Genomic DNA, 23,402 nt, shown 5'->3' with positions numbered 1-23,402 from the left:
GGTGAGTTTTAGCGGAAGTTAGCCTCTATTCCTGGCCTCATTCTCCGCCGATAGAATGGGAGCGAGACAGCGCGTGGCCTATCAGAATCCAGCTGACCCTAAACGGAACGAATACACCCTGCCGGCCGGCTTGCCGGTGCTGGACGAGCTGAGCTCCGACCAGTTGCGGAAGGCTCAACTTCTGCACGAGGCCCTCACCGCCGCGCTCACCGCCCGCCTCAGCGCCTTGCTGCGTCAACCCATCCGGGTTTGGCTGGAAAAGATGGAGCGCGACGATTCCGCCGGCTGCCTCACCCGCATCGAAGAGGACTCCACACTCGTCGTACTCAACTCCGGCAACAACTTGCGTGCTGGTATCTTCTTTGGAAACAGCGTCTTACTGTCGATTATCGAGCGCATGCTGGGTGGCACCGCCGGCGAGCACACCTCCGCCCGTCCCCTGACGGCCGTGGAAGTGAAACTGCTCCAGACGCTGCTCACCAAGCTCGTCCCCGAGTTCCAAATCTGCTGGGAGCGGGCCATTACAGACCCCGTGATCCTGGAGGAGATCCACGCCAAACCGGAGATGGCCTCCGTGTTCGGCGCCGATGAGGATCTCATGACGATGGCCTGCCGCATCCAACTGGGCTTCTGCGAGTCCGACATGCGCATCGTGCTGCCGGTTCGCGCCATCGTGAAAATGCTGGATTCCGGTTGTGGCGGCCAGACGACGGCCAATCACCAGGAGATCGACCCCGTTAAGCAGCAGATTCGCGATACCTTACTGCGCAGCGATGTGGAAGTGGAAGTGATCCTCAGCGGCAATTCCCTGCCGCTGGCAGCCTTGGCCAAGATCAAGCCCGGCAGCCTGCTGGTGCTCGACTCCAAAGTCGACCGCCAGGCCGAAGCCGTCTTCAATCAATCGGTCCGGAAGAAGGGTCAGGTCCTGAGGGACGGCACCAAGCGGTTGTTTCGCATCCAGGACGAGAAACCGTCCTCCTGACGCGCAACCGGCCGCTCCACTTGCTGCGGTGCGCACACCTGTTCCAGCAACGCCGTGATCGCCATGTGGCGGATCTTCGAGGACGCGGTGTAAGTGCCCGAGGCTGAGCACTCGTTCATGCTGGCCGCAATCGCCTCCAGCAGTTCCAGCTGTTCTTCTTCCATCGAGCTGCCGGGAGCCATCATGGTGCCTTCGTCTGCCTCCATCAGGCCGGCCGCGGCGCCCGCCGCACCGGTCCAGCTTCTCCGGGAAACCTCAAGAAGGTTTACCGCGCGATCATGTATACGATTCGTCATGGAAGTGGCGCAAGTCTTTGCTAACCATTGCATCGAAAGAATAGTGAAGAGTTTTAGGAAAAATTCTTCGCTACTTCAGAAAGTCGAAAAGACTCGTCCGCGGCCTGCTCGATTCGGCGGCATATGCCGCTTCCCTGGCCGTCTTGTTCTGGGTCACTTCCACTGCCGCCGCCGCCATGTCCGTGTCTTCTATACCCGACAGGGCCGTCTTCCAGGTCAGCTCTGACTTGTTCGCCGCCGACACGGCATCGGTAATCTGGCTCTGCAAATTCCCATAGTGCGCAAGCTGTTGATTTAAATAGGCTGAGGCCGTATCCAATGCGGCCGTCGCGGTTTGCGTACCGCTGGCGCTATCCTGCTCCAGCGCCATCCGCAAATCGTTCAACGCCTTGAACACTCCATCGCTGCCGGCCGCATTGAAAACAGTATCGGCCGTCAAACCCGCCGGCAAGGGGTTGCCCGACGGATCCTGGACCACACGGCCAGGTATGAATTGACTGGTTGGATCCACCCCGTTCGTGGAACCCAGGTTCACCGCGTAGGGCGCCTTCTGGTCCATGCCGCCGCTGAAGATGTACCGCCCGTCCACGTTGGTGTTGGCGATGCCGACCATCTGAGTCAGCAGGCCCTTTACTTGCACCGCCAGGGCCGCCCGGTCCACCGGCGCCGCACTGCTGGAGCCTTGCGCGCCCAGCGTGACGGCCTTATCCAGCAATTTCACCGCCTGCTGCAACGACGTCTCCGCCGTATCCACCTCGGTCTGGAACCGGCCCAGGTTCGCCCTGCCCTGCACACTCTTGGCCAACTGCGACTTTAGACTCAACATCGACCCCAGTTGCACCGGGTCGTCCGATGCCGTCACCAGGCGCTTGGTGCTGGAGATCTGCTGCTGCGCGCGGTCGCCGCGCTCCTGCATCCGCTTCATGTCCAACAGGAAGCGCTGCCCGTTCGCGTTTATTCCGGAGGTCATTCGCTAGTCCCTTTACGCAACACTATTCAACAGCGTCTGTGTCAGGTCGCTGAGGACCTGGATCATCTTCGCGTTGGCCTGGTAACTGCGCTGGTATTCCACCAGCTTGGCCGCCTCTTCATCCAGCGACACGCCGGAGATCTGCTCCCGCAGGCTGCGCGCCTGCACCACGGCATCGGCCGCGCTGGAGGCCTTGGTGGTCGCGTCGCTCGAAAGGAAGCCAACCCTCGATGTCATGGAGCTCAGGAACTGCCCGTAGGTCTGCCCGTTGATCTGGTCGGCCGCCGCACTCGAATCCCGCAAGCCCGCCAACTGCAGCGCAATTCCATTCACCGACGGCGGATTGCCCTGGTCAGCCGCCGCCAGGTCGCTGGACTGGAAGCCCGACACGATCTGCAACGTCGACGCGGCATTCTGCCCGGAGTTGTACTGAAACAGCGGCACACCCGCCACCGGAGTCGGGTCCAGCGTCGAGTAGCCCGACGTCAGCAATTGATTGATCCGATCCGCGACGTTCGAAGCCAATGTGTTCAGCGTGCCCGGTTGAGTACCGTCGCCTTCGAGTTCGGCAATCGGGCCCGTCCGGAACGCCACCAGCCCGCCCAGCGTGCCGCCCGTCGCGTGGCTCGTCACATCCTGGCCGTCGGCCGACATGAGCTGGAACTTTGGCGGCGCGTTCGTCCCCTGCGGCGTGATGCTCACGCTGAGGGCTTTGCTCTCCGAGCCCATCACCAGCGGGATCTGCCCGTCCATCAACACGTTAGCCGTGCCATTGGACTGCATCAGCACCGATATATTGGTGAGCCCCGAGAGATCCTCCAGCGCGGCGTGCAACTGCGCGTCGACGCCGGCATCCGGCCCATCCTTCTGGAGCTTCAGGTTCAACGCCGCGATGCGCGTCGTCAACTGGTTGATCGCGGTCACCGACGTCTGCGCCTGCTTGTCAGCCGATTGCCGCAGTTGGCTCACCTGGCCGGCCGCCTGGTTGAAGGCCGACGCCAGATTCTTGGCGGCATTCAGTACCGCATCGCGCTGCGTAGCGGAGTTGGGCGACGTGCTCCACGACGAGAAGCTGTCCCATAGCTTCGTCAGCGCGGCGCCGACACCCTTGGTGGTATCGGCCGGCAGCACGCCTTCCAGCATGGACAGCATTTGGCTTTGAATGTCCTGGGATCCCGAATCGGAAACCGACCCGCGTACGCTCTGCTCCGCGAACTGATTACGGCTGGACTGTTCAGGCAGGCTCGTCACGCCGCCCGTCAGTCCCGCGCTCAGGTCAAACGGCATCGCCGCCGTGCTGGCGGTCTGCTTCACATAGCCTGGGGTTTGGGAGTTGTTGACGTTATTCTGGGTCGTCGCCATCTGGCGATCCAGCACGCGCAATGCCTGCGCGGACGTCTGCAGTGAGGATAGCAGGCCTGACATAATGCTTCGCTCCGCCTCAGGCCTGGACGTGAATGCGTGAGGTTCTTGATTCGAGGTCGGCCTGACCGCCGAAGCAGTCCATGGCCGGGCCCAGCAGCGTCTGCAGATAGCCGGCCGTCAGAATTGCGCCCTGATCGGTGAGCTCACGCAAACAGTTCAACTCGCGCAGTAGTACTCGCAAGTCCGCTTCTCGGTAGATATTTCCGTTTTCCACAGCGTGCTGGATCTCCCTCGTAAGGTTTTCCAGCAATCCGGAGGCCAGTCCCAGCGATTCCAACGAAGACTCCACCAGCAACCGGCGAATCTCTCCTACCTCCGCCTCCAGGGCAGGCTCGATTCCGGTGGTCTCGCTGAAACTGGCTCCCGGCACACGCTTAGTCATCCACCTTGCTCCAAGTCGTTGATAATGGATTCACTAACGGCTTCTGGATCAGGCGAATACTTACCCGACGCAACAAGATCGGACAGCTCTTGCAACCGTTCCGGCGATGCGACCGAGCCCGCTTCCCGCGCTTTCGCCAGTAGTACCTGCTGCCCGCCGACGTTGATCTGATCCACCAGCGATCCAGTAGTCTCCACGCTACTTTCGGCTCTACCCGTCAAAGATTTGCCGGAGGACGTCAACGTCTGCACTTTGCCGGAGCTCGTGTTTTGTAACGGTCTGTTTTCGACTTTCATGTGATGCTCCCCTCAATTCTCGTGAAGTGCATTCCTACTGTCGCAATTTCTGAAGCCTCTTTTAGGAATTCATTCGCAGCCGGGCGCCGGCCGCCACCGGCCGCTCTGCGCGCAGGCTTTCCAGCTTCCAGCGCAGGCGCAAATCCGAAGGCAGCACACCCAGGTCCGCGGCGATACGCTCTTCGCGCATCCCCAACTCCCGCAGGCGGACGGCACGCTCCCAGCGGGTCTCGGGCCGCGCCGGCTTCTCCGCCCGAACCACCTTCTCAGGCACTTCGGCCGGCGCCGGACGAGCCGCCACCGGTTCCGGCTGGGCTTCGGTCTTCCGCTTCAATTCCTCGGCCGCCATCCGGGAGATCTCGGGCAGCACGGACAGTCCGGGCGCCAGGCTCAGGCCCAGAGGCCGAGCCGAATCTTCCGCCCGCGATTCTGTACGCTCCACGACGGCTTCGTCTTCCGTGCCGGGCTTTCTGCGCCGCACGGTCACCAACCCGAAAAAGCGTGTCATTCCTGCACCATCTCCTCTTCCCGGTCCGCCTCACCGCTGCCGGCATTCAGAACGGCTTCCAAGGGCACCCGCGCCGTCCCATTGCCCGCCAGCGACGTCACTTCCACGCCGTAGTAGCCGTCGACCACGACAAGCTGCCCCAGCGCCACGACTTTGCCGTGCACCAGCACTTCCACCGGATCGTCTACGCGCGAGTCCAGTTCCACAATCGATCCGTCGCCCAGTTCGAGTGCCTGGGACAACGGCATCCGCACCTTCCCAAATCGCACGCTCACCGGCAAATCCAGGTCCAGCAAAGGCTCCACCTCGTTCTCCCAAAGTCCCGGCACAGTCGCCGGTGCTATCTGTCCATCGAGCGCTTGACCGGTGGGTGTCATGTCAGATGTCCCCTCGCGGCGTCGGCCATTTCTTGTCCATCAGCGTCTTCAACCTCAGGATCGCCTGCGTTTTCAGTTGCGAAATCCGGCTGTAATGCAGGTTCATGATGGACGCAATCTCTTTCAGGTTCAGGCCCTCCTGGTAGTACAGGGCCAGCACCTGGCGCTCCGCCATCGGCATGCGCGAAATACCCTCGGCGATCACCTTTTTGAGTTCAGCCCGTTCCAGAATGCGGCCGGGCTCCTGGTCTTCGCGATCCGCGAAGAAACACAGGAAGGTCATCTTGTCCGTATTGACCGGAGCCGCGTCCAGGCTGCCGATGGAGACGCCTCGCGTCTGCACCAGCGTCTGCTGGTACTCTTCCAGCTCCATGCCCAGTTCGGCCGCGATCTCGTCTTCGCTCGGCGGCCGCTGCAGCCGCTGCTCCAGTTTCCCGATCGCCGCCTGCACCTGCTTCACCACCTTGCGGTGATGCGGAGCGATGCCGTCGATGCCGCGGATGCTGTCCATGATCGCGCCGCGGATCCGGTAACTGGCAAAGGTGGAAAGCTTGACGTTGTGGATCGGATCGTAACTGTCGATCGCCGCGATCAACCCCAGGATGCCCGTCGAGATCAGGTCGTCCAGGGCAAACTCGCGCGGCAGACGCTCGTGAATGCGATGGGCAATCCACCGTACCAGAGGCAAGTGTTCTAAGATCAACGTTTCGCGGGAGGAAGTAGCCGAGGCCACTTCACTTTCGTACGCTGTGAATTGAGAGGATGCCATCTTCGCCTCCACTCACCTACACCGCCGCCGACAGGGCTGGCATAGTTTTCCGGACAAATTCGTCCGCTTGGGGCACGCCGAGATCTTCGGGAATCTCCTGTCCTTCGCTCCAGTACGCCACCGGCATGCGGGCCGAGATCGCGAGCGCCAGGCATGACCCGGCCTCCGACGTACAGTCCCCATGCGTGAACGTCAAACTGTCGGGATGAAACAGACTGAATTGCCGTGCCGTGGCAAATAGATCGGCAGGTTTGGTCGTCGCCGATAGGACCAGGCTGATGTGGGCGATCTCTGAGCACGAGAGCTCCCGCGCCCAGCGCCGCGTCGTCTCTTCCTCGCGCCGCGAGAAGCCCGGGGTGTCCACGATCACCAGCTCGCCTTCCATCTGTTCCGTCAGCGACGGACCCAGCTCCTCAGGCGATTCGATGCTCTGGAAAGGCACCTCGAGGATGGCCGCCAGCGCCGCCAGCCGCGCACTGGCGCCGGCCGCCCGGCCGCTGACGCTGACGATGCGTACCGGCCGTTCCCGCTCAGCGATCGCGGTCATCGCGATCTTGGCCGCTGTCAATGACTTACCAGCGCCAGCCGGTCCGATCAACGCGACCACGTGCCCGGCCGGAACCACGCTCTGGCCGCCCGTACGCAGCATCGGCAGGCGATGGGCCAGCTCCTGCGCCAGGGCCTCGTCGGCCGCCGCCGCATCGGGCGCATCCATCACGTTCTGCTCTTCCAGCTCGGCCATCGCGTCTTCCGCCGCTTCGGCCCGGTTCCGCAGCACCGCCACCGACTCAAGGTCCAGCAGGGGCAGAATCGAAGCCAGTTCGCTGTGCATCTGCGCCTGGGCTCGCGCCGTCTCAGGATCGATCAACAGTTCGAATTCGACATCCGGGGCCTCTTCGCCTGTCAGCCGGCGGTACACCGCGCGGGTGATATCGGTCGCCACAGCGCCGGGAAAGCCCTGTTCGGTGAGGCTGCGCCGGATGCGCCGCCACTCCACCTTGGCGGCACGGCCGGCCAGGGCCATGCGCCCGTTCCGCGCCAGCGGCGTCGCCATCGGGCGGGCCTGCCGCGGCGCAACCGGTGCCAGCCGCTCCTGCACGACAGGCACATCCTGTACCGTGACCGTCGGAATGGTGCGCCGGGCCGCCGGCGGGGCGCTCAATTCCAGCGCCGCCGGCTTTTCCGTATAACCGCAAACGACTTCGAATTCACCGAGGTGCCGGACTTCCGCGGGCGTACGATGGCTGCTGAGAAGCACAGCATCGGATCCGAGTTCCGCCCGCGCCGCGAGCATCGCATCATGGACCCTGTCCGCAAAAAACGACTTCGACTTCATCGCTTCACGCTCCTGCCTTTGCTTCCAGCTGGGCAGTCGCCCCGGGATGACCGCTGACATGGATTCTCACCTCCGCCGGAATCTCGCCGTGCGATAGCACCGCGACCCCCGGCATGTACTGCTCTAGAATCTGCCGGACAAAATACCGTACGCTCGTCGAGGTCAACAGCACGGCGCTGTTGTCGCCTGAGCCTACCCGCCGCCGGACCTCTTCCACCACTTCCCTGATGCGCGTCGGCGCCAAGGCCAGGCTGCTGGTGGTCTCGTGGTGTTCGATGGCCTTTTCGATCAGATGCTCCGTCTCAGGCGCCAGCAGGAAGACCTCCAACGCCCTGTCGGAATTCAAGTAAGGTTCCACCAGGACCCGGCGGATGGCCTGCCGCACGAACTCGGTCAACAGGATCGGGTTCTTCGTCGTCACCGCCGCTTCGCTCATGGCTTCCAGGATGAGAACCGAGTCGCGGACAGGGACCCTCTCGCGCAACAGATTCTGCAGAACCTTCTGAATCACTGAGAGTGATAGCAGTTTGGGGACCAAATCCTCGACCACCTTGGGATGCTCCTGCGCCACACGGTCGCAATAGTTCTTCGCATCCTGCCGGCTGAAGAGTTCACACGCGTACTTCCGGATCAGTTCCGCCAGGTGCGCACCGATGATGCTGACCGCATCCACCACGGTGTAGCCGGCCGCCCGCGCCTGGTCGGACAGGCCCGCGGCGATCCAGAAGGCCGTCTGTCCAAACGCCGGATCGCGGGTCGCCTTACCCTCTCTCAGCGGCTGCGCATTGACGCCCGGAATGGCCAGCGAATGCCCGGCAAGTAACTCATAACGCGCGATTTCCGCTCCGCGCAGCATCACCCTGTACTCGCGCGAACGCAGTGACAGGTTGTCGCTCACCTTCAACGGCGGCAGCAGGTAGCCGCTCTGTCCGGCCAGTTGCCGGCGCAGCGCCGTGATCCTTAGCAACAGCGGCGATTCACTCCCGCCCTCCACCAGTTGCACCAACCCCAGCCCGACATCCAGCGCCAGCGGTTCCACCTTAAGCAGCGACTCCACATTCACTTGCGCCGATTCCTTCTTCACCGGAGCCACCAACGCCGCCGAAGCGTCAGCTTTTTGACGGATCCGCCATCCGGCATACCCGATGCCCGCGCTCGCCGCGAAAAAGGGCAGGGCCGGCAAGCCGGGGAACATGCCCAGCACCGCCAGGACTCCGCTCGACAACAGCAGCGGCTGCGCGTTCGAGAACATCTGCTGGCTCACCTCGGCGCCCAGCCGTTGCTCCGAACTGGAACGGGTGACGATCAAACCGCCCGAAATTGAGATCATCAGCGCCGGAATCACCGAGACCAGGCCTTCGCCAATAGTCAGGATGGTGTAGGTTTCCAGCGCGTGCTTCAGGTCCATGCCATGCTGCAACACGCCGATCAGGAACCCGGCAATGATATTGATACCGGTAATGAGGATGCTGGCCACCGCGTCGCGTTGCGTAAACCGTGACGCGCCGTCCATGGCCCCGTAGAACTCCGCTTCCGCCGCCAGTTGCTTGCGGCGCGTGCGGGCTTCCTGCTCTGTGATCAACCCGGCATTCATGTCCGCGTCGATCGACATCTGCTTGCCCGGCAAGGCGTCCAACGTGAAACGAGCCGTGACCTCCGAGATGCGCACCGCACCGTGGTTGATCACGACATATTGAATGGCGATCAGCACCAGGAAGATCACCGTGCCGATCACGTAGTTGCCGCCGACGACGAAAGTCCCAAACGCTTCAATCACATGGCCGGCCGCCGACGCGCCCGAATTGCCGTTCAACAGGATCAGCCGCGAAGCCGAGATGTTCAACGCCAGCCGGGAGAGGGTCAACAACAGCAGTGCGCTGGGAAAGATACTAAACTCCACCGCCTTGCGGATGTACATCGCGACCATCAGCACGATCACTGAGGTCATGATGTCCAGCACCAGCAGGAAGTCGAGCACCACCGAGGGCAGCGGAGTCACCAGCGCGACGACAATGCAAAGCACCGCGACGGGTACTGCCATGTCGGTCCACTCCGCATGGCGGAGCATAGCCCGGGTGGGCGCCACGGCTGGCGTGCTGGTGGAGTCGTTAGCCATGAGTTGTTTCTGGTCTAGGCGATCGCGAAGCCGAGGCTGCGAGCCTTATATAACAAGGTGGTCCGTTTCAGCCCCAGCAGGTCGGCCGCGCGGGCTTTGTTCCCATTGGCCCGTCCCAGGGCCTCGGACAGCAGGTGCATCTCCAACCGGCGGACCGTCTCTTCCATGTCCAGGCCCGTTTCGGGCAGAACCGGGAAGCTGCCGCTGGCCGGAGGCGCCGGAGCCACATGATTCAAGGGCACATCAATGGGGAAGTCGTAGGCGGTCAGAACGGTTCTGCCGTCCGACATCACCACGGCCGATTCCACCGCGTGTTCCAGTTGCCGCACATTGCCCGGCCAGTCGCAATCGGCCAGCCGCCGCAACGCATCCGGGGTCACCCGGCAGCGCGCCAGATTCTCGGCCTTGCAGATCCGTTCAATGAAGTGATCCACCAGCACCGGAATATCCTCGCGCCGTTCGCGCAGGGCAGGCAGCCGGAGTACGACGACGCTCAGCCGGTAAAACAGGTCGGAACGGAATCGCTTCAAGCGCGCCTCTTCCGCCAGGTCGACGTTCGAGGCCGCGATGATGCGGCAATCCACCGGTACTGTTTCCCCACCACCAACCCGCTGGATCTCGCGCTCCTGCAGCACGCGCAGCAGTTTACCCTGCAGCGCCAGCGGCATCTCGCCGATTTCGTCCAGCAGCAGCGTGCCGCGGTGGGCGCGTTCAAAATAGCCGGCCCGCGCGCCGATCGCACCCGTGTAGGCGCCCTTGGCGTGGCCAAACAGCTCGGCTTCTATTAAGGATTCCGGAATGGCCGCGCAATTCACCGGAACCAGTTCCTGGTCGCGCCGCCCGCTGGCTTCGTGAATCGCCCGCGCCGCCGCTTCTTTGCCCGTGCCCGTCTCGCCCAATAAGAGGACCGTGGTCCGCCGGTCGGCCACAATGCGGATCATTTCCACGATCTTCCGCATCGTGTCGCTCTCGCCGATCAGCCAGCGCCGCCAGCCCGCCCAGGGATCGCCGGCAGCCCGAGCCGGGGTTTGAGTCTGGCCGCCACGGCCAAACACGTGAATATTGGCCGCCTGCCACTGCTCGTGTTCCGCAATCAGTTCGTGAGGATCGTAAATGGAGATATTGATCGAGCGCGCAAGGTTCAGCAACTGGCCCCGCAGGCGGGTCTCTGTCCAGTCGAGGTACGGCCAGTGGATCAGGAATTGCGAGCCGTCTTCCCGCACTGCCGTGTTGACGGCATCTTCCAGCCGCTGGAACCGCTGGATTGTGTCTCCAGGCTGTACCATGCGCAACATGTCATCGGTGGCGTGAGCGAGCTCGTCGATCACGCAGTACATCTTCCCAGTCATTGAGCCTGTGCTCCTGTGATATTTCGAGTAATCTCCGGCGCCGAGGGAACAAAAGCCCTCAAACGGAGGCCGGGATCGTCGACAAAGCATACGCAGTGAGAAACTTCGTCGGAACCGATAGCGAATACATCGAGAGCAGAGTGCTCTCCGCGACTCCAGCTGGCCTCATCGAGATCCTGTACGAGAAGGCGCTGGAACATATGGCCTCCGCGCAATTCCACCTTCGCGCCGGCGAAGTCGTGGAACGCGGGCAGGCGATCTCCAGAGTTCAAGCGATCATCAACGAACTGAACCACTCGCTCGACACCAAAAAGGGCGGCGAGATCGCAATCAATTTGCAGCGGCTCTACGAATACTCCAGCCTGAAACTCACCGAAGCCCATCGCTTCGGCACGGAAGCAGGACTGATCGAAGTAGAGCGCATCCTGTTGAACATGCTGGACGGTTGGAGAGAAGCCACCCGCCCCGCTGTCAGCGCCCACGATTACGAAAGCGTCACGGGCGATCATATGATGCTGCAACCGGAAGCTGCTCCGGCCCTCCGTTCGTGGACTTTGTAGCAGTGGAGGGTTTTGCCTCCAGGCCGCGCATCACCATGGCAGTCAGGCCAAACCCGCCCCGGGTAGCAATTGCCTGGGCGAGATGCTCCTGTGCCATCTCCATCATCGAACCGGACGCCGCGTCCTCCTCGCCCAGTCCCGAGGATTGAGCGGCGGCGGATACTTCTTTCAAAATCTGGCCAATCAGCAGGGACTCGAACTGCTGGGCGGAGTCACGAATCTTCTTGGGGTCGTCGGCCTTGCGTGCTCCATCAAACGTTGAGGCCGCGGAAGAGAGAGCGCTGGTGTCGAGGCTGGGTGAAGTGACATTCATATTAAATGACCTCAATCTCCGCTTCCAGGGCGCCAGCCGCCTGCAGGCTCTGTAAGATGGCGATGATGTCACGCGCCGTCGATCCGATGGCGGACAATCCCTTCACCAACTCCTCTACGGTCGCGCCGTCCTTCAGCATCAGGTTGCGCGCCTTTTCTTCCTTCACACCCACGCCCGTCTGGGGCACTACCTGCGTCTGGCCTTGTGAGAAGGGAGCCGGCTGGCTCACCTCCATCGTCGTCTCGATCTGAATCGAGAGATTGCCGTGCATGATGGCCACCGGGCTCACCTTCACCTGTTTGCCCATGATGATGGTGCCCGTGCGCTCGTTGATCACGACCTTCGAGACGGCATCGGTTTCCACCTGAATGGTCTCGAGCTGGGCGATGAAGCTGACGGGATTGGAGATGAACGCGGCCGGGATCTTCACCCGCACCAGTCCAGAATTCTCCGAAACCGCCACATCCTCGCCGCCAAACTTCTTGTTGATGGCTTCCGTGACGCGATTCGCGCTGCTGAAGTCGCTGCGGTGCAGTTGAAGCTTGATCTCGGTCTTGGGCGACACGGAAGGCGGAGCCTTTTCGACCGTCCCCCCATTGGGAACGCGTCCTACCGTGGGGTGATTCGTGGTCTGTTTCGTACCGCCGCCACCCGCCACAAAACCACCGGTCACCACCGCACCCTGGCCCATCGCGTACGGCTGCCCGTCCGCGCTCCTAAGATTGGTGATCAGCAGCAGACCGCCCTGCAGGTTTGAGGCATCGCCGATCGCGGCGACCGTCAGGTCCACTTTGGTGCCTGGCTGCGCGAACGGCGGCAGCGTGGCCGTCACCATGACGGAAGCCGTGTTGTTGACGCGGATCGAAGTGGGCGAGATCTGAACGCCCATCTTCTGCAGCATGTTGGTGAGGGTTTGCGTGGAGAAGACCGTCTGGCGGCGGTCACCGGTCTGATTCAAGCCAACAACGACGCCATACCCGATCAGTTGGTTGTCGCGTACGCCTTCGATGGACGCGAAGTCCTTGATCCGCGTGCCTGCCAGCAGAGATTGGGCAAGAACCGCGAATAGGCAGAATCCAAGGCTCAGCAGCCTTCTGCTCATTCATCCTCCAAACGGCATCCGTCGACTACATGTACAGCCCAGTCCAGACCACGGACTATTCGGGCGTACAAGTGGTATATCGACGGGATAGCCTAGGTCTGTAGGTCCGAAAAAGATTTTTGGGAAAGTTTGAGCTATCCTTCGGCTAAAAAGGAAGGATGCCCAACAAGAGCCGGTAAATGAAGTTGGGGCGGCGAATGACATCGTTCACCACGCCTTTTCCATTAACTTTTATTTCTAATAGGCCCAGGCGGCTGGACTCAATCATATTACTGGTGCTTATATCAAACGGCCGCGCCACGCCACGCAGGGTCACCACCTGTGTCTCCGAGTTGACGGTGATCGACTTCGAGCCCTCCACGATCATGTTGCCGTTCGGCAGCACCTCGCTGACGCGCGCCGTCAGGGTGGCGCGCAGTGAGTTTTCCCGGCTGGTCGCGCCGTCGCCGTTCAGGCTGTGATCCATGCTCGCCTGCGCCAAACCGGTCAAGGCTGGAGTGCTGATTCCGGCCACCGAAGGCACGCCCGCTTTGATCGCGGAGCTGCGCGAAGTCTTCGTAGTTCCTTTCGCCACGGCCGAGGCGTCTTCCTGCACGACAATGGTCAGGATGTCGCCGGTGTGAGACGCACGCAGGTCGGCGCCAGCGTCCAGCAGACGCGCCGTCGGCGTCCACAATGAACCGGGCTGGGCCTCCATAGACCGTTGAGAACGCTGAACTTCCTCGCGATAGCGGTCAATCTCGGGCACGACGGCGACGCTCGGCTTCTTCTTGTCTTTGGCCGGCGCGCCCGCCGCGAACAACACCAGCGCCAAGCCCCAGGCTACTGCGGTTCTCATCGATTTGGTCCTTTCGTGCCCACCGGCATCAACCCCGGAATCACCACGGCTTTGTTCCCGCTCACCAGCGTGGCCCGCATCACTTTTCCGCTCTCTGCGTTGCGCAGCAGGATGCGCTCGCCAATCCGGCCCGAGGCCTCCGCCACGGCCTGTGTCCGCAGGACGCCCTGGCCGATGCGCGCTTCCACTTCCACTACATCGCCCTTCTTCACATCGGGGTCGACAACCACGTCGGAATCCGTCAGGACGGTGCCCGACCGCAGGCTGCGGCGAGCCGTCTTCCCCACGAAGTCCGCCGTCGTCAGGTCCCGCTGGCGCAAATATGGAAATCCCTTAATCTTATCCTGACTAATTTGTTCTGATTTGATGGTCTCGCCGGCCTTTACATCAGACAGTGTCGTCACTTTAGATGAAGAAACACTTAGAATTACTTTGGCCCAAATCTTCGCTCTTTGGTTCTGTGAGTACTGTACGTACCCAAACCATATAATAGGTTGACCCTGCAAAATTAAGCTTGGTTCACGAAGACTGGCGCGTGGAAAATATACTTTACCAGCCGGTACATTAAAACGGCTCAACTCTAAAATCTTCAGTTCAGTACCCAGCTCCAGGCTCGCCTGCATGGCTTCCGTTGCTTCGTTTTCAGTCACTTGGCGAGTGGCCCACTCAAAGCAGGCGTCGCGCGCGACCGGATTCTCCGCCCCATGCGCCTTCGCCCAACGCACCAACTCCCCGGCACTGACCGTTCTGCGAACCCCAGGCTGCGGTGCGGCTCCGAACACGCTCTCGTTGGGGATTTCCACACCCGTCTGGAGGAAGCTCCGGAGATGCCGCATCTCGATGCGGCTGCCGTCGACAATGGCGCAGCTCTCCGGAGCACCCAACACCACACTAAGAAGGAGCGCGGTGATCATCTGGTTGAGAGATTGTTGACCTGTTGGTACATCTCGTCGGCGGCTTTCACCACCTTGGAATTGGCTTCGTACGCGCGCTGGCTCACGATCAGGTTGATGAACTCTTCCACCACGCTGACGTTCGATTGCTCGGTGTAGCCCTGCAACAGCGCGCCGATGCCTTCCTGCCCGCCCGGTTGACCCACCTGCGGGTCGCCCGAGGCGTCGGTCGGCTTATATAGGTTCTTGCCGAGGCCATCCAGGCCGGCCGGATTGGCGAACAACGCTAACTGTAGTTGCCCGGCGATCTGGGAAGCGGTTTGATTCGGCTGCTTGTAGCTCACGGTGCCGTCCGGAGCGATGGTAATGGACTGCGCGTCGGAAGGGATCGTGATCTGCGGTTCCAGCGGATCGCCGTCCGAGGTCACCATGTTGCCGTCGCGATCCGTATGGAACGAGCCGGCTCGCGTATACGCCAGTTCGCCGTTCGTCGTGCGCACCTGGAAGAAGCCGCGGCCCTGGATGACGACATCCATGGGATTCTCGGTCGCCGCAAAGTTGCCTTGCGTGAACAGGATCTCATTGGAAGACGCGCGCGTACCGAGGCCCAGCTGAAGTCCAGTAGGAATCGACGTCTGCTGTCCGGCCGAAGCGCCCGGCTGGATCATGCTCTGGTAGAGAAGGTCCTGGAACTGTGCGCGCCGCGTCTTGTAACCGGCTGTATTCGCGTTCGCCAGATTGTGGGCGATGTTGTCCACATTGAGCTGTTGCGCGGTCATGCCGCTGGCAGCGCTGAATAGTGCACGGATCATTCTTCTTCTCCTCTAGCTCCCGACACGGCCGACATCTTCAATCGCCCGCTTGCTCATGTCCGCCCCCATCGTGATGGCCCGCTGCAGGAACTCAGCCTGCCGCATGAGCGAAACCAACCGGACGGCGGATTCCGCCGGCGCCACATTCGACGCCTCGATCTTGCCCTGGTGAATGTCGGCATCCGTGGCCGGCACAGGCTTACCAGTCGTTTCATTGGCCTTGAAGTAGGAGTAGCCGGTCTTTTCCAGGGCATCCGGTTTATCGAACTTGACCACCGCCAACTGCCCCACGGCCTGCCCGCCCTGGCGGACCTGGCCATTGGTCGCCACTTCAAAGGCCTGTGAAGCCACCAGCGTGATGCCCTTGCCGCTCGAGTCCAGCATCGGGTAGCCGTCGGCGTTCGTCAGCGAACCGTCCTTGGCAACCTTCATATGGCCATCGCGCGAATATAGCGGTCCGGTGGGCGACTTAACTGTGAAGAATCCCTGACCAGCGATGGCTACATCCTGCGGATTCCCGGTCAGTTCCAATGTGCCTTGTTGAAAGTTCGTCCACCGGCCTTTGACGTCGGGCAGCGCCGACATTACGCCGCCCATCATCGACTCAGACGCCTCGCCGGCATAGGTGCTGTACAGCTCGTTATCCGCTTTGAAGCCGCTGGTGGCCGAGTTCGCCAGGTTATTGGCTAACACGTCCAGCGCTTCCAACCGGCCGCGCAGACCGCTGGCCGCCAAGATTGACAGCTTATCCATGACGAACATGGATACTGCACGGCGGATGCCAAACGCCCCCGTGTACTTTTTCCTCAAATCGCCGCCGATTCCCTCGACAACAGGGCTGAATCGATAAGCACCCTTTAATGTCGACGGCAGAATTCTGCCGTCACCGTCGGTTCTCTGACGCCTGGCCTGTCCAGATCCGCCATTTTTCAAGGCTTTTTGAGATGGCGCGCAAAGTGCAATTCATGGACAGGAATGAACTGCACCCTAGCCGCCGGCATCTTCGACACGCAGGTAGTGTCCCCAGCCGCCGCGGCTGGTCTGCCTGCCGCTCAGGTGCAGCCGGCCGGTACAGACGGCGCTTCCTTCCTCGCCATTCTCGGCGCACAGGATCCCACTGAATCCGTTGTGGTTACGCCCGCCCTGGCAAGCCAGCCCGGGCAATCCGCCGGCACCCCGCAGCCGACTTCCCTGCCTCTTTCGGGCCGCTCCCTGCTGATCGGGCAAAGCGAGAGGCCCATCTGCCTCTACCCGCAAACAGGTGGACGCCTTGCTTCGGATCAAACGCTCGAGGACGGCACCGTAAAGATTAAAGCGCCCTCCGAAAACGAGGCTCCTGCCCAGCAAAACCCGGTGCTTTCCCTGCCGCAGGGACTCGTTGAACGGGCCGCGCCGGCGGAAACGCGGGCATCCAAGGCATTTCGCCTGGAGCAACCGGAGCCCGCCGCGCCAATCCTGTCTGCAATAACCGGACAGCCGCAGCCTGTAGCATCGAATACAGCCGCCGCGGGAGCCCAAGCAAGCCCGGAACAACCGGTTCCCTTCCAGGTAGAACCACAGAAGCAGCAGGCAGTGGACCCCTCCGCGCGCAAGGCGTCGAGCCGCATCCCGCAACCCCCGCCCGAGCCGGAACCGGAAGCCCCAGGCGCGGCCATCTTATTGATGCAGCCGGCGCCCACACCAGCCGTCGCGGCTCCGGTGGCCGTACAGCCGGAGCCAAGCGGCTCCGTCCTGGAAGTGCAGCCGCCGAGCCAGCCGGCACAAATCTCCTCAACCAGACCCGTCGCAGGGTCCGCCGCCGCTTCCGTTGCGGCAGCCAATACCGAAAGCCAGACCTTTGAAGAAATCTCCGCTCCCCAAACGCAGCAACAGTCGCCCGCGCCCCAGCGCAGTGACGCTGCACAAACCGCTCGGCCCGGTTCACAGTCCTCGTCATCCCTGTTGGCGCAAGCTGCGCTAACGGCCCAGGCACCGCCGGAAACCACCGGTTCCTTCGACGTGGCCGGTCCTGTGGAACCCGAGCCCGCCGTGCCCGCCGCTCAGGCAGTCACCCCCGCCGGAGCCGCGACGCAGATGCACACCGCGCTGCAGGGCATGCTCACCGTCCTGCCCGCCGAGGTAATGGATCCGCCGCCCGCGACTTCGCCTCGCGAGCCGGGCGCCTTACTGTCCCTGCTGAAGACCGCCGAATCCGACGCCATCAACCGGCGCGCCTTCGACACGGTCCGGCTGGAGTCCGCGCCATCGCAGACCACACCGCGGACCGGAACAGGGGAAGCCTACTCCTTCGCCCAGGCCTCGAGTGAAACCAACACGGAGCAGCCGGCCGCACAACCACAGGCGGCATCGAAATCGACGCCCCAGCCCGCCACCGTGCCGGACGCTCCGATTCAGCCGGATCCGGCCGCTATCCCGGCACCCACGCGCATGGCGGCCTCGAAGTCCGCCGAACCCGCGCCCGCCGTCCGCACCCCTGAAGAACGCACCGAGAAAGCAGTGCCGTCCAAACCAACCCAACCCACCATCGCCGCCCAGGAAGGGCCCCGCGTCCAGACTGCGGAGTCTCCGGTCAGACAGGAAGCCCTCCGCCCCGCCGCCGGCGTGGAAATGACGCAGCGGATCGAAGCGCTCCAGACAGCGCAAGCCGCCGTCCGCGGCTCGGTGCATTCCATCACGATCCCCATCGGGCAGGAATCGAACCCGGTCGCCACGCTGCGCCTGGTGCAGCAGTCCAGCGGTGTCCAGATTACGGTCCAGACACCCGACGCCGCCCTCAGCCAGTCGATGCAGGCCAATCTGCCCCAGCTTCTGCGCGGTCTGGAAGACTCCGGCTTCAAGGCCGACTTCCAGCCCCAGCCCGCCAATCACATCGAAACAACTTCCGCCCCGGTGAGAACCACCTCGACGGACAACCGTCAGTCCGGTTCCTTTGCCCAGGGCAACGCTCAACAGGATGGTCCGGCCCACGGGCAGGACCGCGAGAAGCGGCAACCGTCGCACGAATGGCGTGAATGGTTGCAGCACGGCCGAAAACAGAACAAGGAGGGAAACTGATCATGCAGGTCACCAATTCCAACACCTCTCAATGGGGCGCCGACAGCACGTCCACGGCGTCCAACTCGACGTCGAGCACTGGCAATCTCGCCAACGAAAACGTATTTCTGCAACTCCTGGTGGCCCAGATCAAGAACCAGAACCCTCTGGAGCCCCAGGACAGTTCCGCTTTCATGGGCCAACTGGCCCAGTTCAGCCAGCTCGAGCAGTTGACTCAGATCAACGACCAGCTCACCCAACTGAACACCACCGCCACGGCCTCCGCCTCGGCGACCGACACCTACACCGGCAGCGACTCCAAAACGACAGGAAACTGAGGATCCACCATGCTCAACATGTTCAACACCGCGCTCACGGCGCTCAACGCTAACAACACGGCAATCGATGTGACCGGGCACAACCTGGCCAACCTCAACACCAGCGGCTACAAGGCCGGCACGGTGTCCTTCGAGGAGATGGTCACGCAGACGATGGGCCTGAACTCCGCCACCACGGCCAATGGCAATGGCATCGGCGCCCCCATCACCACGCGCCAGTTCACACAGGGCTCCGTGCAGGTGACCGGTGGACTGCTGGACGCCGCCATCTCGGGCAACGGCTTCTTCACGGTGAAGGCCTCCGACGGCAACACGTATTACACGCGCGCCGGCAACTTCAAGCTCGACTCCACCGGTAACCTGATCAGCGCCACCGGCGAGAAGATCCAGGGCTGGATGGCCACCAACGGTGTCGCCACGCCGGGCGGCGTGCCGACGAACATCACCATTCCTCCCGGCTCCGCCAATGCGCCCGTCCCCTCCTCCTTCTTTGGCTTGAACCTGAACCTCAACGCGCTGGGCACTGTCGGCGCGGCCAACGGCAGCTTCACCGCCCCCGTGCAGGTGGTCGACTCGCTGGGCGCCAGCCACACGGTCACGGCCTCGTTCACCAAGACCTCGGCGAACAACTGGTCGTATGACCTCACCATCGACGGCGGCGAAGTCACCGGCGGTACGGCCGGCACGCCCAGTTCGCTGGCCAAAGGCACCCTGACCTTCGACACCGCCGGCAAGCTCACCGCGCCCACCGCCAATGTTGCTGTGACGATTCCCGCCTTCAGCAACGGCGCTAACGGCCAGACGGTCAACTGGCAGCTCTTTGATACGGCCGGCAACCCGGAACTGACGCAGTACGGCCAGGCTTCCGCCGTCAATTCGAACTCCGGTGACGGCTCCACGGCCGCCCAGCTCACGCAGGTCGTGATGGCCGATGGCGGCCAGGTGATGGCCAAGTACTCGAACGGCACCAGCAAACTGGTGGCGGTGATTGCGCTCGCCAGCATCCAGAACCCCGATTCGCTGGTGGCCGTCGGCAACAATAACTACTCGACGACGCCCGCCTCCGGCCCGGTCAGCTACGGCGAAGCCGGCACAGGTACGCGCGGCGGCATCACCGCCAGCGCCCTGGAAAGCTCCAACGTCGACATGGCCAAGGAGCTGACCAACATCATCATCTACCAGCGCAGCTACCAGGCCAACGCCCGCGTCGTCACCGCCGGTGATGAACTCAGCCAGGAAATCCTCAGCCTGAAGAGGTAAGCCATGGCAAACCGGGATCACGAAAAGCAAATGCCGGCCAATCTCATGCACGCCCTCTCCATCGAAATGGAGGCCACCGCGCCCCATCGCGATATGAGCCTGCGCGAGATTGTCGCTCTTCGCCCCGGCACCGTGCTCCGTCTCACCAGCGGACCACGCAGCTCCATCGAACTGTGCTCCGGAGGCCGCCGGCTGGCCTCCGCCGAGCTCGCCCAAAGCGGCGGCAAATTCGCCGTGCGCATCGTCAACAACGCCAACCCCAGAGGCAAACGCTAATCATGGATCTCTCCATCCGGCTCTTCCTCGGCCTGCTCGTCATCGCCGCGCTTTACCTTACCTTGAAGCTGCTGCGTGGACGCGGGGCCATCTCCATGCCGGACCTCTCCCTGGGCTCTTCCAAGCGACGCCGCATGGAAGTGCTCGAACGCCTGATGATCTCCGCCCAACAGGGCATCGCCATCGTTCGCATCGACGACCAGCAATACTTACTCTCCTTCAGCCCCGGCGGCAGCAATCTCCAGCCCCATACCGGCCAACCGCGGGAGCAACGCTGATGCGCAGCCTCCTCCGTACCCTGCCCTGGCTGTTCGTGGCCCAGGCCTGCATCGCGGCTCCGGCCGCGCCCGTCCTCTCGCCCTTCGGTGTGAACGCCTCCGGCGGAGCCACGCTGAGCACCCCCATGCAGATCGTCATCATGCTCACGCTGATGACCCTGCTGCCCGCGCTCATCATGTCCGTCACGCCTTTCCTGCGCGTGGTCGTCGTGCTCCACTTCCTGCGCCAGGCCCTGGGCACGCAGTCCACTCCGTCCAACCAGATCATCATCGGGCTCTCGCTCTTCCTCGCCATGCTGGTCATGCAACCCGTCGCCGTACAGATGTACAAGGACGGCTGGCAGCCCCTGGAGGAAGGACGCATCACCACCAGCCAGGCAATGGACGCCGGCGCCATCCCACTGAAGCAGTTCCTCGTGAAATTCGTCCGCGAAGCTGATGTCCGGCTGTTCCTCGACGCCACCCATTCCCCCAGCCCGCGCAACCCGCAGGACGTCGAACTCCGCATTCTCATCCCGGCCTACATATTGTCCGAGCTCAAAGCCGCTTTCCAGATCGGGGCGGTGCTCTTTCTGCCTTTCCTCGTGATCGATCTGCTCGTCTCCTCGGTGACGCTCTCATTGGGCATGGTGCAACTGCCGCCCGTGATGATCTCCGCGCCCTTCAAGCTCCTGCTGTTTGTCTTGGTCGACGGTTGGAGCCTCGTGATCGGCTCCCTGCTCAAAAGTCTTCAGGTTTAAAACATGACGCCAGAATCCGTAGTCAACATCATTCGTGAAGCCCTCCTGCTCGCCCTGCTGCTGGGCGCGCCCCTGCTGATGGTCGGCTTTGTGGTCGGCGCCGCCGTCAGCCTCTTTCAGGTCGCCACCTCCATCCAGGACAACGCCGTCGGCACCGTGCCGCGCCTCGCCGCCATCCTGGGGACCTTCCTCGCTATCCTGCCCTGGATGCTCAGCCGCATGATCACCTACGCCGCGTCCATCTTCGGAGACCTCGGCAAGTATGCCCGTTGAGTTTGCGATCGGCACTTCGACCCTGCTCAGTTTCCTGGCCGTCCTCGTGCGCGTCAGCGGCGTCTTTGCCTTTCTTTCGCTGCCAGGACTCAAGGAAGGGCCGGAGCCCATCAAGGCCTTCTTCGCCCTCAGCTTTACCCTGGCCCTCATGCCCATGTGGCCCGCCATGCCGCCCGGTTCATTGACCACGGGCGTCTACTTCGGCTGGATCGCCTCGGAGGCCGCCTTCGGCATCGCCGTCGGCCTCTGCCTGGCCGTGGTCATGGAAGTGTTCCTGCTCACCGCGCAGGTGCTCAGCCTGCAGTCCGGCCTCAGCTACGCCTCCTCCGTCGATCCCAATTCTCTGGCCGATTCCGGCGCCCTCACCCTCACCGCCAACCTCACCGCCGGCCTGCTGCTCTTCGCCACCGGCCTGCACCGCCAGATCATCATGGCGCTCGCCCGCAGCCTGGAAGTGCTGCCGCCCGGTACCTTCGTCATCCAGCGCGCCACCCTGCTCGACCTGCTGCAATACTCCGGAGCCATCTTCTCCACCGGCCTGCGCCTCGCCCTGCCCGTCATGGCGTTCCTGTTCATGCTCGACATGGCGCTCTCGCTGCTGGGCCGCATCAATCCCGGCCTGCAGCTCTTCAGCCTCTCGTTCCCGGCCAAGATCTTCCTGACGCTCTTCATCTATTCCCAGGTGCTGGCGCTGTTCCCGCGCGTCTTTGAACGCCTGGCCGGCAGTTGCATGACGCACATCTACCGCCTGCTGCCCGGCGGCATGTGAGCCCGGTGACTCATGGCGGACAAGTCACAACAAACTGAACAACCGACGCAGCGGCGCAAGGTAAAGGCTCGCGAGGAGGGCCAGTGGGTCAGTTCCCGCGACTTCATCAGCAGCCTGCAGTTCGTCGCCTTCCTCATGCTGACCGGCGCTTACGGCGCGGTCTGGTTCCGGGAATGCCGCGAAACCCTCGCCCAGCACCTCTCCGGCGTCGCCCAGCAGGCGATCACCATCGAGACGGTCCAGAACATCTTCATCTTCCTGATGGCCCGCAACGTGAAGCCGCTGCTGGTGATGGGCGGGGCGATGGTGCTTGCCACGGTCGGCTTCCACATGGCCTCCACCGGCGGAGGCTTCAGCTTCAAGCGCATGGCGCCCAGCGCCAGCAAGTTCAATCCGGCCAAGAAGCTCAAGGACACCTACTCGCAATCGTTCATGTCGGCCCTCAGCGCGCTGGCCTTGCTGATCGTCTTCATCGGCGCCCTCTACTGGCTGATCGACACCCGCCTGCAGTCCGTCATCCTGCTCTCCATGACCGATTTCGAGGCCGGCCTCAGCGCCGTGGCCAAGATGTCGCTCGATCTCCTGTGGAAAGGCGCGTCCATCCTCTTCGTCATGGGGGTGATTGATTTCGCCCGCCAATTCAAGCGCCACGTGCAATCGCTGCGCATGAGCAAGCAGGAAATAAAGGACGAAATGAAGGAAACGGACGGCAATCCGCTCATTAAGATGCGCATCCGCCGCCTGCAGCGCGAATTGCGGCGCAATCGCATGATGAAGGATGTCGAAACCGCCACCGCCGTGGTCGTCAATCCGACGCACTACGCCGTCGCGCTGCTGTACGAGCACGGCAAGTCCTCAGCTCCTCGCGTGGTGGCTAAAGGACGTGGTTTCATAGCCTTGAAGATCAAGGCGATCGCCAAGGAGCACGGTGTGCCCATCGTCGAGAATCCGCCCCTGGCCCGTACCATCTACAAAGCTGTGAAAATCAGCCAGGAAATCCCCCCGGCACTCTACCGCGCGGTCGCCGAGGTGCTGGCTTACGTTCACCGCGTGCGGAATTCCATGTACTAGGGACGGATTCGTCGAGATTCGCTCAACTCTTCCGAACGGA

Annotated in this window: 28 protein-coding genes; 11 read left to right on the top strand and 17 right to left on the bottom strand. The window is 62.6% G+C overall.

Features of this window, described 5'->3' with window-relative positions; all coding sequences use genetic code 11:
* Positions 1–55: 55 nt before the first annotated feature.
* Entirely contained in the window at positions 56–982 is a 927-nt protein-coding gene (locus IRI77_RS02570; RefSeq protein ID WP_194450527.1) for a FliM/FliN family flagellar motor switch protein, read from the top strand.
* On the opposite strand, the gene IRI77_RS02565 is transcribed toward IRI77_RS02570, so the two are convergent.
* The 11 genes from IRI77_RS02565 to IRI77_RS02515 all read right to left on the bottom strand — a co-directional run bounded on the left by IRI77_RS02565 (position 919) and on the right by IRI77_RS02515 (position 10,806).
* The gene (locus tag IRI77_RS02565) at positions 919–1,278 is read right to left on the bottom strand and encodes a hypothetical protein (RefSeq protein ID WP_194450526.1); all 360 of its coding nucleotides are present in this window, start codon (positions 1,276–1,278) and stop codon (positions 919–921) included. The two genes, IRI77_RS02570 and IRI77_RS02565, sit on opposite strands and share 64 nt — an antisense overlap.
* A gap of 70 nt (positions 1,279–1,348) precedes the next feature.
* The gene (locus IRI77_RS02560; RefSeq protein WP_194450525.1) at positions 1,349–2,248 is read right to left on the bottom strand and encodes a flagellin; all 900 of its coding nucleotides are present in this window, start codon (positions 2,246–2,248) and stop codon (positions 1,349–1,351) included.
* A 12-nt stretch (positions 2,249–2,260) separates the two neighbouring features.
* Positions 2,261–3,673: a flagellar hook-associated protein FlgK gene (gene flgK, locus IRI77_RS02555; protein WP_194450524.1), complete on the bottom strand. Its 1,413-nt coding sequence runs from the start codon at positions 3,671–3,673 to the stop codon at positions 2,261–2,263.
* Between the two features lie 16 nt (positions 3,674–3,689).
* On the bottom strand, positions 3,690–4,055 hold the full coding sequence (locus tag IRI77_RS02550; protein ID WP_194450523.1) for a hypothetical protein: 366 nt from the start codon (positions 4,053–4,055) through the stop codon (positions 3,690–3,692).
* Positions 4,052–4,351 (bottom strand): hypothetical protein, encoded by a 300-nt coding sequence (locus tag IRI77_RS02545; RefSeq protein WP_194450522.1) that lies wholly within the window; start codon positions 4,349–4,351, stop codon positions 4,052–4,054. Before IRI77_RS02545 ends, IRI77_RS02550 begins: the two co-directional genes overlap by 4 nt.
* A gap of 61 nt (positions 4,352–4,412) precedes the next feature.
* Positions 4,413–4,859, bottom strand: coding sequence for a hypothetical protein (locus IRI77_RS02540; protein ID WP_194450521.1), 447 nt, complete (start codon positions 4,857–4,859; stop codon positions 4,413–4,415).
* Positions 4,856–5,236 carry a FliM/FliN family flagellar motor switch protein gene (locus tag IRI77_RS02535; RefSeq protein WP_194450520.1) on the bottom strand — a complete coding sequence of 127 codons (381 nt, stop codon included), beginning with the start codon at positions 5,234–5,236 and terminating at the stop codon, positions 4,856–4,858. The genes IRI77_RS02540 and IRI77_RS02535 overlap by 4 nt, the downstream gene beginning before the upstream one ends.
* A 1-nt stretch (position 5,237) precedes the next feature.
* The gene (locus IRI77_RS02530; protein WP_194450519.1) at positions 5,238–6,005 is read right to left on the bottom strand and encodes a sigma-70 family RNA polymerase sigma factor; all 768 of its coding nucleotides are present in this window, start codon (positions 6,003–6,005) and stop codon (positions 5,238–5,240) included.
* 16 nt (positions 6,006–6,021) lie between these two features.
* Positions 6,022–7,341 (bottom strand): flagellar biosynthesis protein FlhF, encoded by a 1,320-nt coding sequence (locus IRI77_RS02525; protein WP_194450518.1) that lies wholly within the window; start codon positions 7,339–7,341, stop codon positions 6,022–6,024.
* Between the two features lie 4 nt (positions 7,342–7,345).
* Complete coding sequence (flhA, locus tag IRI77_RS02520; protein ID WP_194450517.1) at positions 7,346–9,457, bottom strand: flagellar biosynthesis protein FlhA; 2,112 nt, start codon at positions 9,455–9,457, stop codon at positions 7,346–7,348.
* A 14-nt stretch (positions 9,458–9,471) separates the two neighbouring features.
* Complete coding sequence (locus IRI77_RS02515; RefSeq protein ID WP_194450516.1) at positions 9,472–10,806, bottom strand: sigma-54 interaction domain-containing protein; 1,335 nt, start codon at positions 10,804–10,806, stop codon at positions 9,472–9,474.
* Between the two features lie 95 nt (positions 10,807–10,901).
* Between IRI77_RS02515 and fliS the strand changes: the two genes are divergently transcribed.
* Complete coding sequence (gene fliS, locus IRI77_RS02510; protein ID WP_194450515.1) at positions 10,902–11,366, top strand: flagellar export chaperone FliS; 465 nt, start codon at positions 10,902–10,904, stop codon at positions 11,364–11,366.
* On the opposite strand, the gene IRI77_RS02505 is transcribed toward fliS, so the two are convergent.
* From IRI77_RS02505 to IRI77_RS02480, 6 genes are all read right to left on the bottom strand, one after another.
* The gene (locus tag IRI77_RS02505) at positions 11,302–11,679 is read right to left on the bottom strand and encodes a hypothetical protein (RefSeq protein ID WP_194450514.1); all 378 of its coding nucleotides are present in this window, start codon (positions 11,677–11,679) and stop codon (positions 11,302–11,304) included. The two genes, fliS and IRI77_RS02505, sit on opposite strands and share 65 nt — an antisense overlap.
* 1 nt (position 11,680) lies before the next feature.
* Entirely contained in the window at positions 11,681–12,781 is a 1,101-nt protein-coding gene (locus IRI77_RS02500) for a flagellar basal body P-ring protein FlgI (protein ID WP_194450513.1), read from the bottom strand.
* Between the two features lie 145 nt (positions 12,782–12,926).
* Positions 12,927–13,586, bottom strand: a complete 660-nt coding sequence (locus IRI77_RS02495) for a flagellar basal body L-ring protein FlgH (protein WP_228486809.1) — start codon at positions 13,584–13,586, stop codon at positions 12,927–12,929.
* A 29-nt stretch (positions 13,587–13,615) separates the two neighbouring features.
* Positions 13,616–14,533: a flagellar basal body P-ring formation chaperone FlgA gene (gene flgA, locus IRI77_RS02490; protein WP_194450511.1), complete on the bottom strand. Its 918-nt coding sequence runs from the start codon at positions 14,531–14,533 to the stop codon at positions 13,616–13,618.
* The gene (gene flgG / locus IRI77_RS02485) at positions 14,530–15,324 is read right to left on the bottom strand and encodes a flagellar basal-body rod protein FlgG (RefSeq protein WP_194450510.1); all 795 of its coding nucleotides are present in this window, start codon (positions 15,322–15,324) and stop codon (positions 14,530–14,532) included. The genes flgA and flgG overlap by 4 nt, the downstream gene beginning before the upstream one ends.
* A 12-nt stretch (positions 15,325–15,336) precedes the next feature.
* A complete protein-coding gene (locus tag IRI77_RS02480) occupies positions 15,337–16,077 on the bottom strand; it encodes a flagellar hook-basal body protein (RefSeq protein WP_194450509.1) in 741 nt (246 codons plus the stop codon).
* 222 nt (positions 16,078–16,299) lie between these two features.
* On the opposite strand from IRI77_RS02480, the gene IRI77_RS02475 reads away from it, so the two are divergent.
* The 9 genes from IRI77_RS02475 to IRI77_RS02435 are packed head-to-tail and all read left to right on the top strand — an operon-like array spanning position 16,300 to position 23,362.
* Positions 16,300–18,378 (top strand): hypothetical protein, encoded by a 2,079-nt coding sequence (locus IRI77_RS02475; protein ID WP_194450508.1) that lies wholly within the window; start codon positions 16,300–16,302, stop codon positions 18,376–18,378.
* A 2-nt stretch (positions 18,379–18,380) separates the two neighbouring features.
* Complete coding sequence (locus IRI77_RS02470; protein ID WP_194450507.1) at positions 18,381–18,695, top strand: flagellar hook assembly protein FlgD; 315 nt, start codon at positions 18,381–18,383, stop codon at positions 18,693–18,695.
* Positions 18,696–18,704: 9 nt separating this feature from the next.
* On the top strand, positions 18,705–19,955 hold the full coding sequence (locus IRI77_RS02465) for a flagellar hook protein FlgE (protein WP_194450506.1): 1,251 nt from the start codon (positions 18,705–18,707) through the stop codon (positions 19,953–19,955).
* A gap of 3 nt (positions 19,956–19,958) precedes the next feature.
* The gene (locus IRI77_RS02460; protein WP_194450505.1) at positions 19,959–20,231 is read left to right on the top strand and encodes a FliM/FliN family flagellar motor C-terminal domain-containing protein; all 273 of its coding nucleotides are present in this window, start codon (positions 19,959–19,961) and stop codon (positions 20,229–20,231) included.
* Between the two features lie 2 nt (positions 20,232–20,233).
* Positions 20,234–20,509, top strand: coding sequence for a flagellar biosynthetic protein FliO (locus tag IRI77_RS02455; protein WP_194450504.1), 276 nt, complete (start codon positions 20,234–20,236; stop codon positions 20,507–20,509).
* A complete protein-coding gene (fliP, locus tag IRI77_RS02450) occupies positions 20,509–21,249 on the top strand; it encodes a flagellar type III secretion system pore protein FliP (protein ID WP_194450503.1) in 741 nt (246 codons plus the stop codon). The genes IRI77_RS02455 and fliP overlap by 1 nt, the downstream gene beginning before the upstream one ends.
* A gap of 3 nt (positions 21,250–21,252) precedes the next feature.
* A complete protein-coding gene (locus IRI77_RS02445) occupies positions 21,253–21,522 on the top strand; it encodes a flagellar biosynthetic protein FliQ (protein WP_194450502.1) in 270 nt (89 codons plus the stop codon).
* A complete protein-coding gene (locus tag IRI77_RS02440; RefSeq protein WP_194450501.1) occupies positions 21,512–22,291 on the top strand; it encodes a flagellar biosynthetic protein FliR in 780 nt (259 codons plus the stop codon). The genes IRI77_RS02445 and IRI77_RS02440 overlap by 11 nt, the downstream gene beginning before the upstream one ends.
* Before the next feature lie 12 nt (positions 22,292–22,303).
* Positions 22,304–23,362: an EscU/YscU/HrcU family type III secretion system export apparatus switch protein gene (locus IRI77_RS02435; RefSeq protein WP_194450500.1), complete on the top strand. Its 1,059-nt coding sequence runs from the start codon at positions 22,304–22,306 to the stop codon at positions 23,360–23,362.
* The last annotated feature ends 40 nt before the right edge of the window (positions 23,363–23,402 follow it).

It is taken from the genome of Paludibaculum fermentans (assembly GCF_015277775.1).
Lineage (GTDB): Bacteria > Acidobacteriota > Terriglobia > Bryobacterales > Bryobacteraceae > Paludibaculum > Paludibaculum fermentans.
This window is presented reverse-complemented; position numbering and strand designations above follow the sequence as displayed.

Excerpts from the sequence above, each read along its gene's own strand:
- IRI77_RS02570 (WP_194450527.1), top strand. The coding sequence starts at position 56 with ATGGGAGCGAGACAGCGCGTGGCCTATCAGAATCCAGCTGACCCTAAA.
- IRI77_RS02565 (WP_194450526.1), bottom strand. The coding sequence starts at position 1,278 with ATGACGAATCGTATACATGATCGCGCGGTAAACCTTCTTGAGGTTTCC.
- IRI77_RS02560 (WP_194450525.1), bottom strand. The coding sequence starts at position 2,248 with ATGACCTCCGGAATAAACGCGAACGGGCAGCGCTTCCTGTTGGACATG.
- flgK (WP_194450524.1), bottom strand. The coding sequence starts at position 3,673 with ATGTCAGGCCTGCTATCCTCACTGCAGACGTCCGCGCAGGCATTGCGC.
- IRI77_RS02550 (WP_194450523.1), bottom strand. The coding sequence starts at position 4,055 with ATGACTAAGCGTGTGCCGGGAGCCAGTTTCAGCGAGACCACCGGAATC.
- IRI77_RS02545 (WP_194450522.1), bottom strand. The coding sequence starts at position 4,351 with ATGAAAGTCGAAAACAGACCGTTACAAAACACGAGCTCCGGCAAAGTG.
- IRI77_RS02540 (WP_194450521.1), bottom strand. The coding sequence starts at position 4,859 with ATGACACGCTTTTTCGGGTTGGTGACCGTGCGGCGCAGAAAGCCCGGC.
- IRI77_RS02535 (WP_194450520.1), bottom strand. The coding sequence starts at position 5,236 with ATGACACCCACCGGTCAAGCGCTCGATGGACAGATAGCACCGGCGACT.
- IRI77_RS02530 (WP_194450519.1), bottom strand. The coding sequence starts at position 6,005 with ATGGCATCCTCTCAATTCACAGCGTACGAAAGTGAAGTGGCCTCGGCT.
- IRI77_RS02525 (WP_194450518.1), bottom strand. The coding sequence starts at position 7,341 with ATGAAGTCGAAGTCGTTTTTTGCGGACAGGGTCCATGATGCGATGCTC.
- flhA (WP_194450517.1), bottom strand. The coding sequence starts at position 9,457 with ATGGCTAACGACTCCACCAGCACGCCAGCCGTGGCGCCCACCCGGGCT.
- IRI77_RS02515 (WP_194450516.1), bottom strand. The coding sequence starts at position 10,806 with ATGACTGGGAAGATGTACTGCGTGATCGACGAGCTCGCTCACGCCACC.
- IRI77_RS02505 (WP_194450514.1), bottom strand. The coding sequence starts at position 11,679 with ATGAATGTCACTTCACCCAGCCTCGACACCAGCGCTCTCTCTTCCGCG.
- IRI77_RS02500 (WP_194450513.1), bottom strand. The coding sequence starts at position 12,781 with ATGAGCAGAAGGCTGCTGAGCCTTGGATTCTGCCTATTCGCGGTTCTT.
- flgA (WP_194450511.1), bottom strand. The coding sequence starts at position 14,533 with ATGATCACCGCGCTCCTTCTTAGTGTGGTGTTGGGTGCTCCGGAGAGC.
- flgG (WP_194450510.1), bottom strand. The coding sequence starts at position 15,324 with ATGATCCGTGCACTATTCAGCGCTGCCAGCGGCATGACCGCGCAACAG.
- IRI77_RS02480 (WP_194450509.1), bottom strand. The coding sequence starts at position 16,077 with ATGGATAAGCTGTCAATCTTGGCGGCCAGCGGTCTGCGCGGCCGGTTG.
- IRI77_RS02475 (WP_194450508.1), top strand. The coding sequence starts at position 16,300 with ATGAACTGCACCCTAGCCGCCGGCATCTTCGACACGCAGGTAGTGTCC.
- IRI77_RS02470 (WP_194450507.1), top strand. The coding sequence starts at position 18,381 with ATGCAGGTCACCAATTCCAACACCTCTCAATGGGGCGCCGACAGCACG.
- IRI77_RS02465 (WP_194450506.1), top strand. The coding sequence starts at position 18,705 with ATGCTCAACATGTTCAACACCGCGCTCACGGCGCTCAACGCTAACAAC.
- IRI77_RS02460 (WP_194450505.1), top strand. The coding sequence starts at position 19,959 with ATGGCAAACCGGGATCACGAAAAGCAAATGCCGGCCAATCTCATGCAC.
- IRI77_RS02455 (WP_194450504.1), top strand. The coding sequence starts at position 20,234 with ATGGATCTCTCCATCCGGCTCTTCCTCGGCCTGCTCGTCATCGCCGCG.
- fliP (WP_194450503.1), top strand. The coding sequence starts at position 20,509 with ATGCGCAGCCTCCTCCGTACCCTGCCCTGGCTGTTCGTGGCCCAGGCC.
- IRI77_RS02445 (WP_194450502.1), top strand. The coding sequence starts at position 21,253 with ATGACGCCAGAATCCGTAGTCAACATCATTCGTGAAGCCCTCCTGCTC.
- IRI77_RS02440 (WP_194450501.1), top strand. The coding sequence starts at position 21,512 with ATGCCCGTTGAGTTTGCGATCGGCACTTCGACCCTGCTCAGTTTCCTG.
- IRI77_RS02435 (WP_194450500.1), top strand. The coding sequence starts at position 22,304 with ATGGCGGACAAGTCACAACAAACTGAACAACCGACGCAGCGGCGCAAG.